The sequence below is a fragment of the Halomicronema sp. CCY15110 genome (assembly GCF_016888165.1).
In the GTDB taxonomy this organism is placed as follows: domain Bacteria; phylum Cyanobacteriota; class Cyanobacteriia; order Phormidesmidales; family Phormidesmidaceae; genus Halomicronema.
In genome coordinates, this window is sequence record NZ_JACSWC010000249.1 from 1 (window position 1) to 14,999 (window position 14,999).

Consider the following 14,999-nt stretch of genomic DNA (forward strand, 5'->3'; position numbering starts at 1 on the left):
ACGACGATAAAAGAAGCATTTCAGACCAATCTCAAGGGACTTAGGTCATCTTTGCTACGCAAAGCAACCCTTTTAAAACATCCTCTAAGTCTGACGGTGGATAAACCGATCCAAATTTGAAAAGGTCGTGGCGTGGGTCACGGTTGAAATGTCGTAGCCCTTGAGATTAACTTTGTAACGATTAAAAATCGATGCAATCCCTGGCATCTTAGTCAGGTATTCATAGGTTGTTTCGCCCACGGCGACATCCAATCCCAACTGTTTGGTCGATGATTCAAACCGAAACGCCGCGTTGACCGTGTCGCCGATCGCCGTGTAGTCAGGATGGCTTCCCGTGCCCGTGTTGCCTACCATGGCATAGCCTGTGTTAAGCCCAGCCCCTACTCGCAAGGGAAAAGGCAGTGGAAACCGCTTATGCAGCTGGGCGGTCATCTTGGCCAGTTCATCCATTGCTTTGAGAATGGGAAGTAAGTCATCTGACCCGGCCCCTTCGGCACCATGCACCCACACCGCCATCACCGCGTCACCGATGTATTTATCGACACCGCTGCCGTGCCGACTAAGAATATCACCCGCGCAGCGAAACCAGGTGCCAATGGATTCTGACAACACGGTTTCATCGAGCTGGCGAGTTAACACCGTAAAGTCACGAATATCGACCACCATCACGGAAATCAGACGGCGCAGATGCAGCGTTGCTGTCGCGGTCATCTCGGCATCGGCAAACGCAGCCTCATCAGCGGCCCGGTTGGCGGTGGAGCAAAAAAACTGTAATTCGGTTTGCCCAAATGTTAGCTGGTCGCCATCGGCCAAGGTGACGGGCACACTGACGCGGCGGCCATTCACAAACGAGCCATTGCGACTGCCCAAATCAATCAGGTAAAACTCGCCCGTTTCCATCATTTGGATCATGGCGTGGTTCCGCGAGATCCAGCGATCCGGTAACACCAGATTGTTGTCATCGCTCCGCCCCACTGTCCAACAGTTCAACCCAACCAGGGATAACTGCCGAGTTCCAGACTCAGTATTGAGAATGACGTAAGGACCTTGAGGTTGAATCACGGAGTCTGGCGGTTGGAAGAAAGAGCACAACGAACTAAAGGAAAGTTCCAAAGCACTGAAGTTGGAGAACGCAACACAGCTAGCATCGGCCAAAGTATTGGCGTCTCACAATGGCTTCGTTCAACAGTCTAAATCAACTGTCTACGCTAACCAACCATAAGGGCAATCAAACCACCGCAACACGTTGGTAGCGCTTATCGCAAGCAGAAAGCGCTGCCTAAAAACAGCAAATCAACGATTAGCGTACTCAAAACCGCACCGCTAAAGGCCCACCAACAAGGCTGTTTCGACTGCAACGGTAGTATGCCCACGGTGAGCAATCCTAGCGCAATCAGTAGACCCTGACTAAAACTAACAGGATTTTGGAGGGCTGCTGCCGCTTGTTGCATGATAACTGGCACCCAATCAGGGTCGGCAATCATGACTTGCCGCCATATTGGGAAAAGCCCGTTCCGGTAAATGTATAGGTCTGTAACGGCGGTGCCCAACAGTGAACCTAAAAAGAAGTAGCTGCCGACACGGCCTCGACCTTGGGCTAGGAGCCCGATCGCAATGGGAAAGCCAATGGCTTCGACGGGCAGATGCCAAAGCGGCTCAAACCGCAGCCATCCCCAATACAACGAACCGGCGAGCCAAGTCCAGCTGAAACCAGCAATGAGGTCGCCCCAGAGGTGCGTCGCGGCCCGTGAACTCAGGCTCACGCCCGCAAGCAACCAAGCTCCGGTCATGGTAAGACTCAACCAGGGCAGCGATCGCACCAGCGGCGCTTGAAAGAAGACCGGGATCACCACGAGAAATACCGCTGCTGTCCAAACTTTGGCCCTAGCGGTGAACAGGAACGTCGGCGTCACTAAATGCATTAGTGACGGCACACTTTTACCAGCTAGCTTGGACGGAGGAGAAAAAGATGACAACAGATTTCTCAGCTTGTTAACTCTTCTTAACATACCACAAGCTTTCTATGGTGATCCTTGATGGCATGCCGGTGGATGGTTCTTTCTGAGGAGTGGGTATTTCGTTGATTTCCGGGTATTCTGGCTCACAAGCCATGTGCGATCGCCCCGTCCTGGTACGGTGACGACATTAATTGAATTTTTATGTTTCTGGATTAGACCATGACGCTATTACAGTCTTTTTTATCTGTCCTATTAGTGGTGGATGAAAGTCAACCCCTCTCGTTGATGCAAGCCATCGTGATTGGCATTGTGCAGGGGATGACCGAATTTTTGCCCATCAGTAGTACTGCCCACATCAAAATGGTGCCGGTGGTGTTTGGGTGGGGCGATCCGGGGGTGACCTTTACGGCAGTGGTGCAATTGGGCAGCATCGTCGCCATCGTGGGTTACTTCTGGAGCGACATTTGGCAGCTGTTGACTGGGGTAAAAGTCGCGATCGCCGAAAAAGATTGGCAAGCCCCGGACTTTCGGGTGGCGGTTGGTATTGTCATTGGCACCATCCCCATTGTGGTGCTGGGGCTGTTGGTCAAGTTCGGCCTGCGGGATGCCTATGAAACCTTTGCCCGCAGTTCCCTGGTAATTGCCATTACCTCAATCGGGTTAGCCATCTTTTTGGGCTGGGCTGAAGTGGTCGGCAGCCGTCAGCGCGGCTATGACAAGGTGAGCCAGCGTGATGGCATTGGCATGGGGTTGGCCCAGGCGCTGGCCTTGATTCCGGGCGTTTCCCGCTCTGGCTCTACCATGACGGCAGGGTTATTTATGGGGCTGAACCGGGAAACCGCCGCCCGATTTTCCCTGCTGATGGGCATTCCGGCGATTTTGCTTTCGGGCTTGGCAGAGCTGAACGAATTGTTTGAGCCGCAAGGCACGGTGGGGATGACAGCGGCGATCGCGGGGGTCGTGGCCTCGGCGATCTCTTCCTATGTGGCGGTTTATTGGCTAATTCGCTTTTTGAAAGACCACACTACCTGGATCTTCGTCTTCTATCGCATCGGGTTTGGGCTAGCCATTCTCTGGGGAATTTTGTCGGGGCGGCTGTCCAATATTTAAAGCTTGCGCCATGATGAAGAATGGTGCGTGGGGATGTGTTGCGTCAGGTTGCCAAGTTGAGTCTGTAGCTCAGCTTTACAGCGGCTAGGCGGCATTGCCATCGTTGTCACCGTTGCCATTTCACTGCGTGCTGCTATGAGCCAGTCATCTACCCAGCCAGCGGTTGTGACCCGCGTGCTGCCCAACTCCATTGCCGAAGAATTGGGCTTTGAGCCGGGCGATCGCCTGGTGCGCATCAACGGTCAGGCTCCCCGCGACTTGATTGACTACCAATTTCTCTGCGCCGACGAGGATTTGTCGCTCGAAGTCGAAGATGCTCAAGGAACCCCGCATCAGATTGACCTTGAAAAAGACTACGACGCAGACCTGGGTCTAGAGTTTGAGACGGCGCTCTTTGATGGGCTGATTCAGTGCAACAATCGCTGTCCCTTCTGCTTTATCGATCAGCAGCCTCCCGGCAAGCGTGAAACCCTGTATCTCAAGGACGATGACTACCGCCTGAGTTTTCTTTACGGCAGCTACTTGACGCTGACCAATCTGACGCCTCCCGAATGGGAGCGCATCGCGCAAATGCGACTGTCCCCCTTATTTGTGTCGGTTCACGCGACGGAACCGGAGGTGCGATCGCGGCTACTCAAAAATTCCCGAGCGGGTGAATTGCTTCAGCAGCTGGCTTGGTTTCAGGAACATCGACTACAAATTCATGCCCAGGTAGTGGTGTGTCCCGGCATCAACGACGGCGAACATCTGGAGCAGACCCTGCGGGATCTGGCGCAATTCCATCAGGGCGAGGTGCCAGCGGTGATCTCGGCGGCGGTGGTACCTGTAGGGTTGACGCGCTTTCGCCCCACGGAAGACGAGCTGGTGCCCGTGACCCCGGAGAAAGCACAGGAAGTGATCGATCAGGTGACAGCCCTACAGGCGGAATTTAAGCCCCAATTTGGCACCACGTTTGCTTGGTTGGCCGACGAGTGGTTTTTGATTGCGGGGCGATCGCTGCCCACCGAAGCGGATTACGAAGACTATCCGCAGTTAGGCAACGGCGTCGGTTCGATTCGCCAGTTTTTGACCGCCTTTGCCGCTGCCGCCATTGACTTGCCGCCTCGGTTGGACGAGCCAAAACGTCTCACTTGGGTGGTGGGGAATGCCGTGGAGCAGGCTTTTCAACCTATCTTGCAGCGTCTGAACCAAGTCGAAAATCTCACTGTTGAAATGGCGGCGATGAATAGTGACTATTGGGGGCAAGAGATCACGGTTACGGGGTTGCTCACTGGCCACGACCTGTTGCATCATTTACGCGATCGCTCCCTGGGGGATGGTCTGTTGCTGCCTACGGTACTCTTAAAGCCGACCGATCCCGGCAATCCCCAAAAGTGGCTCTTTTTAGACGATCAGAGCGTAAAATCTATCAGTGATGCTTTACAGGTGCCGATTTTTCCGGTAGATGGTGTGGATGGACTCATCCAGGGTTGCCTACAACCCATCCGCCAAAGCGCACTTGAATATTGTCATTGAACTAAACCGATTAGTATATTGAACTAAACCGACCAGTAAAGTGTTTGTGGCAAAATATTCTTTAGTCGGTCTGTGCCATCTTTACCCAGCCTAAAGGACTCTATGCAGAAAGGTATGCTGTCACCCTGGTTTATGCGTCGGCGTCTGGGCCTCGCGATCACGCTACCCGCTGTCGGCCTGTTGGGAGTCGTGGCCCCCGTCTCAGCCGTCGAGGCACGGCAGGCGGCTGACAAGGCTGTGACGGGGCGGCCAGTGGAGCGATCGCTCCAACGCTCAGGATTCATCGAGTCGCTGACTAAACCGGCTATCGCTGAGGTCAGGGCGGCGGCGGCGAAGCAGCTCAGGGATATTGAGCCGATGCTGGCTCAAGCCGATCCAGCTAGTGATGCGCCTCGTCCACGCCAGCTGATGGATTTGGTGAGCGAGGCGACTGATGCGCCGACTCCCGAGGAAATCGTGAGCGAGGCAGTTGCGAGTGATGAAGCGTCGGCAGATGAAAGCGCCACCGATGAAGCTGACGAGGCGACTGAAGCTGCTCCGCCAGTTTTATCCGCGCCCTCTGAGAGCACCTCTAATGCGGATAATGCGGATGTCCCGATCCCTGACGAGCGAGTGCTAGATGATTTGCAGTTTCTTGATCCCGCCCCCAATCCACTGCTGATTCAAACCCAGCCCGAAGAGGTAGAAATCATCGGCACTCAGCCGCTGAACTTGGAAGAAGCTTTGGCGCTGTCATATCGCAACAATCCCGATTTGCAGGTCGTCCTGTTAGAACTCGAACGCAGTGAAGCAGCCCTGCGGGAAGCCCAGGCTGCCAACTTTCCCACACTGTCGATCAATGGCACTGTGCAAGGGCAAAACACCACCAGCAGCGGCGATACCCAGTTGGTGCCAACTCCTGACGGCGGGTTTACCTTTGAATCAGAGACGGCGGAAGAGGTGGGCTTCTTCTACTCCACCCAAGCCGAATTGGTCTATAACCTGTTTTCATCAGGACGGCGCTCGGCGTCGATTTCCGCAGCGGCAGAGCAAGTCCAACTCGCTTTGCTAGAAGTCGAGCGACGACGGGAAGAGTTGCGATTAGCCACAGCAAATGAGTTTTACGACCTGCAAGCGGCGATCGAATCGATTCGCATTAGCCAGGCGTTTTTGAACGAAGCTGAAAGAAACCTGCAGGACACCACACTGCGAGAACAGGTGGGCGTCGGCACGCGCTTTGATGTGCTGCGGGCAGAGGTGCAAGTCGCCAATGCGCGGCAAGATGTGGTCAATGCTGAGCGATCGCGGCAAGTAGCCCAGCGATCCCTTGCCCGACGGCTAAACGTGCCACCGTCTCTAACCATCACCACGGTGCCGGTCGATATTGCGGGTAATTGGCCTCTGTCTCTAGAAGAAAGTATCGTTCTGGCTTATCAGAATCGAGCCGAACTAGAACAGCAACTCACCCAGCGTGATGTCAATGAGCTGTTGCAGCGGGTCGAGCTAGCGGCTTTGGGGCCGCAGGTTAATTTGTTTGCGAATTACAGTATCAGCGATTTCTTCAATCAAGAAGACCGCTTTAGCGACAACTACGCCTTGGGTGCTCGCGTCTCCTGGACGATATTTGAAGGGGGGGCAGCCCAAGCCCGTGCCCGCCAGCGAGAACTCGACGCTGAAATTGCCGAGCGCAATTTTGAAGAAACCCGCAACACCGTTCGCCTCGGGGTAGAAAGCGCCTACTACAATCTGCAAGCTAACCAAACGAATATTGGGACTGCCCGGCTTGCGGTTACTCAAGCTCAGGAGGCCCTCGATTTGGCAATTCTGCGATTTGATGCCGGGGTTGGCACCCAGTTAGATATTTTGAATGCCCAGTCAGAGCTCACCAACGCTGAGGTGAATCTGGTACAAGCGATCGTGGGCTACAACCGATCGCTGGCCGAGCTAGAACGCGCCGTGAGCAATTTGCCAGAGTCCTACTACGAAGCGCTGCCTTATTAACCTGTGGGCTCACTCACTGGGGCCATCGTTTGCACCAATCATTCCGTTTTGAAGACAACAGCCTGCTCTGGCAGCGCCAGAGCAGGCTGTTAATTTGGCATGTGAAGGGCAATGGCAATTAGCGCTGACTGCGCAGCAGCTGCTTGACGGTTTCGACCATTTCGTTGGGGCGAAAGGGTTTGGCAATGTAAGCATCGGCCCCTTGCTTCATGCCCCAATAGCGATCGAATTCCTCTCCCTTGGATGAACAAATCACCACGGGAACGTCTTTGGTTTTGGGATTGGTCTTAATCCAGCGGGTCAGTTCGTACCCATTCATGTTGGGCATGACAATATCAAGCACAACGAGATCAGGCGGACTCGCGTCGATTTTTTGCTGTGCCTCGGCCCCATCTTTTGCCTCTAAGATAGTCATACCAGCATTTACCAGTAGGCCTGCAATCATCTCACGCAGGGCTGAACTGTCATCTACAATCAAAACTGTGCTCATGCAGTTGAACTCACTTCGGGGCACTCGCTCTCAGTGTATTATGGCCAATTCCCTTTGTTCAAGAACAAGGAAGCCGGGATTCCAGGGCTAGCTAAGCATAACTTTACGCTTCGAGACAGTCCAGGATGAGTTTAGGCGTCAGCTTGTTTTTGAACCAGACGACTGTCGCGGGGACATCCGTCGTTTTGACTCCGGCCTTCTCTAGATTCAAGCGTTCAGAAACGGCCAGGATGAGATTTGTAGTTTCCGCTTTGCGGACTTGAGCAAACTTTTTGCGCAGATATTCTGGTCGCCAATAGCCGACGATTTCTAGCAGGTAGGTGCGGCCATCAGGGTGAACGAGCCGAAAGTCAGGAATCATGACGCTGCCAGGGATGGGGAGTAAATCAACTTCGCGTTCGAGTTGCCAGGGGGTCTTTTGGTGGGGCCAGCGATTGGCGAACGACTCTTCCAACATGCTGTCGTAGGGCTTGCCTGGCGGATAGTGGGAGACGAGTCCGCAGTCGGCCTCTAGGGAAAAGCGGCGCTCTTTCATTTGCTGGGTGTGGCGATCGCGCATCACCAGCGTCGCCGTCAGATGCCACTTAGTGACGTGTAAAATCGCGGGAATCAGTTTCGCCATATCCAACCCATAGCGCGTGCTGGGCTTGAAGAGACTGGTCGGCCCATCAATCTCGATGGTGAAGCCTTGGTCGGCATCGCCTTCGATGTAGGCCATCAGGCGAAACAGCTTGAGATAGCGAAACAGCAGTTTGTATTCTCCCGGATCGTTGCGATAAGCCTGGAGTTTTACCTGGGTGGCCTTGTAGAAAATACCCTGCACTTGGGACAGGTTGTAGCGGTGCAGCAACGCTTCGGGCGTCGGCGCTTCAAAGGCGGTGAGAATGTGGTTCTCTTTCAAATCGGCGTACAGCCCCTGGCGGATTTCATCGGGGACGACCTCCCGTTCCAGTTCTTGGCTGAGCTGGTCGGCCAGGGTTTGCAGGTGAGTTTGGGTAGCATCGGGACTGGGAATGGCGCGACTGGCTAAGGCAAACGCCCGTGCGCGCAGCATGGGCGGTTCCAGGGGGCTCACGGGCTCAAAGGTGCTGAAGCTCGATCGCAAAATGTGAGCCAGTCCCCGCTTGATGCGATAGTCCGTATCCTCGCCTTCAAGCACTTGCAGTTGCTGGTTGAGCTGTCCCTGGGGTGTGCCCTGGTGCGTTTGAAAGAGAGCGATTAGGTCAGCGGCGATCGCCACCCACTCGGTTTTGATGGGCAACCGCTTGGGCTGAATGGACTCCCCCCAATATCGGTGGATCAGTAAGTCGGAAGGTAACGTGGGTTGGCTCCTGGTTGCGCGAAAACGGTGGGATCAGAGCATTGAGCCGCTGCCGGTTGTTGCCTTGAGCGCTTCAATGATCACCCGGTCAACGGGCCGTTTAGACTATGAGGTGGCCCGTTGTGACAGATTGTAGACGTGATATGCCCCAGGTTGACTTTGCCGAGTTGGTGGAACAAGTGCGGACGGGCGTGGCGCTGGCGAGTTTTCCCACTGATACGGTGCCCGCATTGGCGGCCCGCCCCGATCAAGGCGATCGCATTTACGCCACCAAAGAACGCCCCTCTGACAAGCCCCTCATCCTGATGGGGGCCACATTGGACGACCTGCTGCCCTACGTTAAGGGTACAGACGCCGAAATTGCGGTGTGGCGGCAGATGACTGAAATATACTGGCCTGGCGCATTGACCTTGGTGCTGCCCGCCAGCGATCGCCTGCCGCCTCAAATGAATCCGCTGCAAACAGGCACCCTTGGCATTCGCGTCCCTGATCACCCACTAGCGCGTTACATTCTCAGTCAGACCGGGCCGCTCGCAACCACCAGTGTGAATCGTTCTGGTCAATCCCCACTGGAGGATATGGCTGACATTGCGACCCAGTTTCCAGAGTTAGTCTTGCTGTCTGAGGCGGCGATCGCGGCAATCAAAGCCAAAATTGGCGACTTCGCCATGACTGCTTCGGGGGTGCCGTCTACTGTGGTGCGTTGGCAACCTGACGGGTGGGAAGTTTTGCGCCAAGGCTCAGTGCAAATTCCTGAGTAGCCATCATGACCCGGCGGCGGTTCTCCCCAGCCGGTGGCTCGCTGCGCCCTCTGCCCCCAGCCGATACCCGGCTCCAGGCATCTTGTCAGGACGGGGGCGACCGATTTGTAAGACAACGTTGCAACTCGCCCGATTCTGGACAACAGGCTTTAGGCTAATACCGGAGTTGACAGGAACCAGGTATGGCAGAGCAACCGGCCATTGAGGCAGCTTTAACCCCTGAAGCCAATTGGCAGATGGCCTATTGTCGCGCGATGGAAATGGCAAGCTTTAAGGGGGGCTTTTTGATGCGCACGGCCCATGAGCTGCGATCGCCCCTCAACAAAATCATCAGCCTGCAACAGATGATTACGGAAGGGCTCTGCGACGACATTGAGGAAGAACGCCAGTTCGTCGCTGATGCCTACGCGGCTTCGATGCAAATGCTGGCCTACCTTGATCTAATGATCCGCGTCTCCAAAATTGAGGTGGGACGTCTGACCCCGCTGCTCCAGCCTGTGTCGTTAGCCGAAGTGCTCACGCAAGTGCAAGACCTCACACAAGTGCAAGTGGCCGATCGCAACTTACGGCTCCAGGTGGACTTGCCCCCCGCCGATGTGATGGTTGAGGCCGACCCGGCATGGTTGCGTAACTTGCTGACGATGCTGATTGAGATCGCGGTAGAGGGGAGCGATCGCGGCACCCTCTCCCTAGCAGCTGCCCCCGCCGCCGCTCACACGTATGCCATCGGCCTGATCGATGATCGCGCGACCACGCCCTGGCAAGAACCGACCGAACTACCGCCCCCACCAGAGTTCACCCTTGATGGCAACCTCTCCACGAGCCTCCGCATGAGTCTAGTCCAGGCCATGGTGCAGGGGATGCAGGGACAACTATCCGTGATTGCTGACAAGCATGAGGGCACCCAACTGCAACTCCGGTTGCCATTAGCCTCTAACCCATGAAGCGACAGTCCTCCATTCCTTAGCAGCAGCAAGCGTCACTGACAGGGATATTTCGCTTCCATGTCGGCGACGATTTTCGTCAAGAACTTTTCCAGTTCATCCAAATCGATTTTTGCCAGATTGGTCATGTACAAACATGATTTTGCCGTTTTGACTTTGCCGAGGCGTTTTAAGTCTTCGGCATAATCGGCAAAACCTTGCATCACATAAAGGGTAGAGTTTTGCTTGCGCGGGGCAAACCCCGTCATCAGCCAGTCATAGGTGCCTGTTGAATTGGTGTACTCATAGCTGCCAAAACCCACAATGGAGTCGCCCCACATGACCGCCTTGCGCTGAGTCACCTTTTCAAAGAGCGCGAGCAGAGTAAACGCATCCGCTTTACGTGTCTCTTTTTCTAAGCTTTCTAGAAATTGAGTGACACTTTTGTCATTGGGGCGGGTCTTGAGTTCGGCCAATGTGTTCACCTCCTGTCAATGGGGAAACCGTAAATGGTTAAAGAATGAGGATCAAAGAACATCCAAGTTGTTAGGGCAGGCATCTTACCTACCTGGGGACAGCCGAGACGGCTATTCCAACTGATTAAATCCTCAGGCATCAGGAACGGCGTGGGCCCTGGTACAGTCTCGAGACTTGGGCCATCGGTGATTATAAAGCTGGCCTCATGAATAGTTGAAGTCTCTCTATACTCGGGGGAATCACCGAGACGATACCCCGATACATCGGGCACACTTAGACTGTACTGGTGAGCAATCAGTTAACGCTATGACATCTCAAAATCTTACCCTAGCTCTAGCGGAGCTACAGGCTCGCAAGGTCTCTACGGGCAGCATCAGTGACAGCCATCGCCGAGTTCTGGCACAGGCCCTGGGTTCTCCAAACCTTGAGGCATCTGAGCGATTGGCCATTGACCGTTTACTGGTTGGGGCGATGGGCGATCGCTGTCCCCATCCTCAACAATAGTGTGGGCTTTGAGCGATCCGTGGGGACATTGTCACCGCAACACTTCAAACTTGGCTGGCAAAGCGTGACGAGTCCAGCCCTCAATAAGACAGCGGCTACTCCCAGGCTGATGATCTGAGAATTTTTGAACGGATACCCGCGCAGGCTCGTCAATCACGACAAGCTGGAATTTTCTAGAAACGATTGTCTGAATCGCACAGGGTGAGCCTGTCGAATCCCATAGACTGAGGCGATCTTGCAAAGGCCATCTAAAATCTGCATGGATACAAAGCCGCTGAGCGGTCAATCTCTCGCCCCCCAAATTTGTTTTAACGCCCGATAAAAGCAGCCCCCAAACACACAGGGGCACGGTAAGTTGGTTCACATCAGCGTTAATGGGTGAGGTGAGCGATCGCATGGCAACTTATCTAGTCACCGGGGCCAACCGGGGTATCGGTTTAGAATATTGCCGCCAGCTACAGCAACGGGGGGATGCCGTCATTGCGGTGTGTCGCAGTAGTTCCCAAGACTTGGATGCCCTTGGGGTGCGGGTTGAAACTGGCGTAGACATCACCTCGGACGATTCAGTGGCGCAATTGGCCGAAAAATTGCAGGACACTCGTCTGGATGTGCTCATTAATAATGCGGCCATTGTGGAACGCATTAGCCTGGCAAATTTAGATTTTGAGAGCATTCGCCGTCAGTTTGAGGTGAATGCGATCGGCACGTTGCGGCTAACCCATGCCTTACTTCCCCAGGTGGTGACCGGCGGCAAAGTGATTATCATGACCAGTCGTATGGGCTCCATTGAAGACAACACCTCTGGTGGTTCCTATGGCTATCGCATGTCTAAAGTGGCGGTCTCGATGGCGGGTAAGTCGCTGGCCATTGACCTCAAACCGCAAAATATCGCCGTCGCCATTCTTCACCCCGGTTTGGTGAGCACCCGCATGACCGGCTTTACCCCCAATGGCATTACCCCCGAAGAGTCAGTGAAAGGGTTGCTAGCCCGCATTGATGAATTAACTTTGGAGCATACGGGCAGCTTTTGGCATAGCAATGGTGAAATTTTGCCGTGGTAGGTCACCGATAGCCCTGAAGAAAAACGGGTAGGCGGCCATTTTGATAAAGGCGAATCGCGGTGTTTCTCTGCCACGGTTCCTTGAGTCAGCATTCGTTCCGTTCTGAGCTTTGAGCCTGGGTTAAAGCAGTGAGTTCGGGCCGATCGCTGCGATCCCTTTCAGCCAATGAGCCTGGACACCTGTTGCCATGTTCAACAGCGCTACTGAACACGGTGACAGACGCTTAGGGACTTGCGTGCAAAAAAGAGCCCCATGAACCGAGTTTCGACTCCGCTCAACTCTCGATACTGGCAGGTTGAGCGAAGTCGAAACCGGATTGCACGGGTACTTTATTTAATTGCAGTTCCCTTAGCGTTGCTCTAACTGGCTACCGGGAATTCTGGTAAGGTGCCAAGTTTTCGGATGCTGACGTTGACTTCCATCCCGAGGTAGTCATGGGCTTCGCCGTACCAACTGCCCGAGAGGGGCATGACTTGTCCTGGGTGGCGAGCGATCGCCACCCGAATTAGTTCAAACCCTTCGGTAATGCGATTAGTGGGGTCATAGTTGCACCAGCCTGCCCCCGGCAGATAAACCTGCAACCAAGCGTGAGTCGCCCCGGAGCCCGTCATGCCGACTTCGCCACCATCCAGCGCCTCATCATAGAGATAACCACTCACAAAGCGACAGGCAAATCCCAGTCGTCGCAGGGCTTCGATCATCAGCCAGGCATAATCGCGGCACGTCCCTTGCTTTTGCTTCAGCGTTTCACCGGGACTTTGGGTGCCTTCAGTTTCTCGGGCTTGATATTCCAGACTGTTCCAAAGCTCATCCATCATGCGTTCCAGTACATCTAAGGCGTCGTCGCGATCGCCCGCCACAAAGCGTTTGGCCCAGGCGGCAACGCTACCATCCTCATCTTCGGCATGGGGCCGCATAAAATTCGACAAATCGATCCATTCATCCGGCGTGTACTGAATCGGCACTTCTTTGGCCCGCTCTGACAGGGGAAAGTCTTCCGCATCTTGAATGCCAAAATGCTCTCCCCGCAGGCGATAAGTCACCTTTAACTCCGCCGCCGAGTTCTCAAACTGCAAGATGGCCACGTTGTTCGACAAGGTATCCATCATCCAATGCACCTTGGCTGGGATGTTGATATCCAGTGAATACTGCAGAATGCGACCGCTATAGCCCAAACTCGGCAAAAAAATCGCCCGATGATCCCCAAAAGTCACTGGCTGGCGATATCGATACGTGGTGACATGTTCTAAGTCATAAATGACAGTCATGGCGCATCCTTTGATGAAAGTGCAGTGCCGACTAATAGCGATCGCTGCTCGTATTGATTGGCCGTACTCGTACCCGTTGATTAGCCGTACTCGTACCCAGTGGCTGCAGCTTAGCCACGGCTTCTCATCCGATGGAAAGCCGTTCTGAATCTACATACCTCAATTCTTTCATGAGTGGACCAAATTTCCGCCATTTGCAGGATGCTCGACTCATGCCCGAGGAGATGCCCAGCAGTGCCGTCATCCAGTCCTCAACCACCGTTAATGGCATATTGGGGCGGATAGTAGAGCTAGCTCTACTGGGTAGTTAGAGACGAGTGGGCAGGTGAGGACGCCTACCCAACCAGGTTTTTCCATATTTTGGAGATCGCCAAAGGTTGCTCTGGCTTTCTCGACCGACACCGTGTTTTTCGTTGAACCCATGAACGGGTTAATTTAAGCCGATCGCCTCAAGCAGGGCTAATACTGGACATGCCTCCCGGCGGTCAATGGACTCAGGATGCAGTCATCCCCCCAGCTTGAGGCCAATCCCGGCAAATCTCACAAGAACTAACCTTTCGGTCTTCTTGATGTCCTCTGGCGATCGCTAACTTGCTGTCGCTTCAAGTGCTGTGGAACATCGGTCGAATCGGCTTCCAGCCAGCCGCACTCACTGGTCGGTGAAAACAACATGTCTGAACCGCCCGGTGCTGCGATCTCGAACGGCCAGGATGGCCATTTAACAATAGAGTAGCCCCGACAGGACTAGGCTTCAGGCACTGTAGGGCGTGTCCAAACTATTGACGAACACATTGGTCGATAAGGGCAAACGGCCCGGATTTTTGCGGGGTTCTGCGGCAAACCCAATGGCTAGCAGCACGGCCACCACAATATCGGCGCGATCTTCTGCCCCAATCACTTTTTTGACGGCATCCTCTTGCCAACCATTCAAAAATCCTGACGATAACCCCATCGCCTCAGCCGCTAAAGCGGTGTGCGTGGCCGCGATCATCGCATCCTTGATGGCATACTCGCGGCGGCGCTCGCCCAAGTTTTCTTGAAACTGGGGAATCGCCTGCTTGAAGTAATCCACCGTTTTTTGGGGCCAAGCGCCGCGTTCTAGCGCCGTTTGATAAATCTGCTCCATCAGCGCTTCGTCTTGCCAGGCAGTGGTGCTGGCAGTGAAGACAAAGGTGACGGGGGCTTGCTGCACCTGTTGCTGCCCAAATGCGGCTTCGGTTAGCGCTTGTCTTTGCGCTGCACTCTGCACCAGCACAATGCGCCAGTCTTGCAGGTTATAACTGCTGGGTGCGGCAACCGTCAGCTCGACCAGCCGCTGTAGCATCTCTGGCGGAATGGCTTCGTCCTTAAAGGATTTGATCGCTCTACGGGTAGTAATTGCGGTGAAGGTATCTAGAGGGGATGACAAAGACGCGTTCATCAAAAACGAACCTCTCATAATTGGTCAATTTTGCTGCCAGCGAGCGATCGCTTCAAGTGGTCGAAAGCGGTGACGCCAAACTGTCAGTCACGCAGCTTTAAACCTGCGACTTGTTAAGTCTAGTTGGTGCTCTGGCGATGTCCCTACTATCCTAAGGAGCAATTTGCGATGAGGTTTGATGCCCTTAGGCAGAAATTGAGGGTGCGATCGG

General features: G+C 54.4%; 13 protein-coding genes and 1 pseudogene. 7 read left to right on the forward strand and 7 right to left on the reverse strand.

The features are described from left to right. Positions 1-84: 84 nt before the first annotated feature. Both JUK32_RS09740 and JUK32_RS09745 read right to left on the reverse strand, forming a co-directional pair. Complete coding sequence (locus JUK32_RS09740; RefSeq protein ID WP_204138695.1) at positions 85-1,062, reverse strand: adenylate/guanylate cyclase domain-containing protein; 978 nt, start codon at positions 1,060-1,062, stop codon at positions 85-87. A gap of 194 nt (positions 1,063-1,256) precedes the next feature. Further along, positions 1,257-1,934, reverse strand: coding sequence for a DUF3120 domain-containing protein (locus tag JUK32_RS09745; protein WP_309224523.1), 678 nt, complete (start codon positions 1,932-1,934; stop codon positions 1,257-1,259). Positions 1,935-2,177: 243 nt separating this feature from the next. On the opposite strand from JUK32_RS09745, the gene JUK32_RS09750 reads away from it, so the two are divergent. The 3 genes from JUK32_RS09750 to JUK32_RS09760 all read left to right on the forward strand — a co-directional run bounded on the left by JUK32_RS09750 (position 2,178) and on the right by JUK32_RS09760 (position 6,563). Continuing rightward, on the forward strand, positions 2,178-3,068 hold the full coding sequence (locus tag JUK32_RS09750; protein WP_204138669.1) for an undecaprenyl-diphosphate phosphatase: 891 nt from the start codon (positions 2,178-2,180) through the stop codon (positions 3,066-3,068). A 135-nt stretch (positions 3,069-3,203) separates the two neighbouring features. Further along, positions 3,204-4,583, forward strand: coding sequence for a TIGR03279 family radical SAM protein (locus tag JUK32_RS09755; protein WP_204138670.1), 1,380 nt, complete (start codon positions 3,204-3,206; stop codon positions 4,581-4,583). Between the two features lie 114 nt (positions 4,584-4,697). After that, entirely contained in the window at positions 4,698-6,563 is a 1,866-nt protein-coding gene (locus tag JUK32_RS09760) for a TolC family protein (protein ID WP_239112505.1), read from the forward strand. Positions 6,564-6,681: 118 nt separating this feature from the next. Here the strand turns inward: JUK32_RS09760 and JUK32_RS09765 are convergent, their stop codons facing one another. Together JUK32_RS09765 and JUK32_RS09770 are read right to left on the reverse strand one after the other, a co-directional pair. Beyond that, the gene (locus JUK32_RS09765) at positions 6,682-7,053 is read right to left on the reverse strand and encodes a response regulator transcription factor (protein ID WP_204138672.1); all 372 of its coding nucleotides are present in this window, start codon (positions 7,051-7,053) and stop codon (positions 6,682-6,684) included. A 103-nt stretch (positions 7,054-7,156) separates the two neighbouring features. After that, positions 7,157-8,371, reverse strand: a pseudogene (locus JUK32_RS09770) (DUF790 family protein); the annotation flags it as partial. A 146-nt stretch (positions 8,372-8,517) separates the two neighbouring features. Between JUK32_RS09770 and JUK32_RS09775 the strand changes: the two are divergent. After that, positions 8,518-9,135 (forward strand): L-threonylcarbamoyladenylate synthase, encoded by a 618-nt coding sequence (locus JUK32_RS09775; RefSeq protein ID WP_204138697.1) that lies wholly within the window; start codon positions 8,518-8,520, stop codon positions 9,133-9,135. Between the two features lie 182 nt (positions 9,136-9,317). Continuing rightward, on the forward strand, positions 9,318-10,079 hold the full coding sequence (locus tag JUK32_RS09780; RefSeq protein WP_204138673.1) for a sensor histidine kinase KdpD: 762 nt from the start codon (positions 9,318-9,320) through the stop codon (positions 10,077-10,079). 35 nt (positions 10,080-10,114) lie between these two features. Here the strand turns inward: JUK32_RS09780 and JUK32_RS09785 are convergent, their stop codons facing one another. After that, positions 10,115-10,534, reverse strand: a complete 420-nt coding sequence (locus JUK32_RS09785; protein WP_204138674.1) for a DUF1801 domain-containing protein — start codon at positions 10,532-10,534, stop codon at positions 10,115-10,117. Between the two features lie 307 nt (positions 10,535-10,841). Here JUK32_RS09785 and JUK32_RS09790 point away from each other — a divergent pair, with 307 nt between their 5' ends. Further along, a complete protein-coding gene (locus JUK32_RS09790; RefSeq protein ID WP_204138675.1) occupies positions 10,842-11,039 on the forward strand; it encodes a hypothetical protein in 198 nt (65 codons plus the stop codon). A 395-nt stretch (positions 11,040-11,434) separates the two neighbouring features. Continuing rightward, entirely contained in the window at positions 11,435-12,100 is a 666-nt protein-coding gene (locus tag JUK32_RS09795; RefSeq protein ID WP_204138676.1) for an SDR family oxidoreductase, read from the forward strand. A 359-nt stretch (positions 12,101-12,459) separates the two neighbouring features. Here JUK32_RS09795 and JUK32_RS09800 read toward each other — a convergent pair whose 3' ends face one another. Beyond that, positions 12,460-13,368: a transglutaminase family protein gene (locus JUK32_RS09800; protein WP_204138677.1), complete on the reverse strand. Its 909-nt coding sequence runs from the start codon at positions 13,366-13,368 to the stop codon at positions 12,460-12,462. 751 nt (positions 13,369-14,119) lie between these two features. Next, the gene (locus JUK32_RS09805; RefSeq protein ID WP_375541561.1) at positions 14,120-14,776 is read right to left on the reverse strand and encodes a nitroreductase family protein; all 657 of its coding nucleotides are present in this window, start codon (positions 14,774-14,776) and stop codon (positions 14,120-14,122) included. Positions 14,777-14,999 lie beyond the last annotated feature (223 nt).

Bases quoted from the DNA above. Each gene is read 5' to 3' on its own strand.
- JUK32_RS09795 (WP_204138676.1), top strand. From the start codon at position 11,435: ATGGCAACTTATCTAGTCACCGGGGCCAACCGGGGTATCGGTTTAGAA.
- JUK32_RS09750 (WP_204138669.1), top strand. From the start codon at position 2,178: ATGACGCTATTACAGTCTTTTTTATCTGTCCTATTAGTGGTGGATGAA.
- JUK32_RS09765 (WP_204138672.1), bottom strand. From the start codon at position 7,053: ATGAGCACAGTTTTGATTGTAGATGACAGTTCAGCCCTGCGTGAGATG.
- JUK32_RS09800 (WP_204138677.1), bottom strand. From the start codon at position 13,368: ATGACTGTCATTTATGACTTAGAACATGTCACCACGTATCGATATCGC.
- JUK32_RS09780 (WP_204138673.1), top strand. From the start codon at position 9,318: ATGGCAGAGCAACCGGCCATTGAGGCAGCTTTAACCCCTGAAGCCAAT.
- JUK32_RS09775 (WP_204138697.1), top strand. From the start codon at position 8,518: ATGCCCCAGGTTGACTTTGCCGAGTTGGTGGAACAAGTGCGGACGGGC.
- JUK32_RS09760 (WP_239112505.1), top strand. From the start codon at position 4,698: ATGCTGTCACCCTGGTTTATGCGTCGGCGTCTGGGCCTCGCGATCACG.
- JUK32_RS09790 (WP_204138675.1), top strand. From the start codon at position 10,842: ATGACATCTCAAAATCTTACCCTAGCTCTAGCGGAGCTACAGGCTCGC.
- JUK32_RS09755 (WP_204138670.1), top strand. From the start codon at position 3,204: ATGAGCCAGTCATCTACCCAGCCAGCGGTTGTGACCCGCGTGCTGCCC.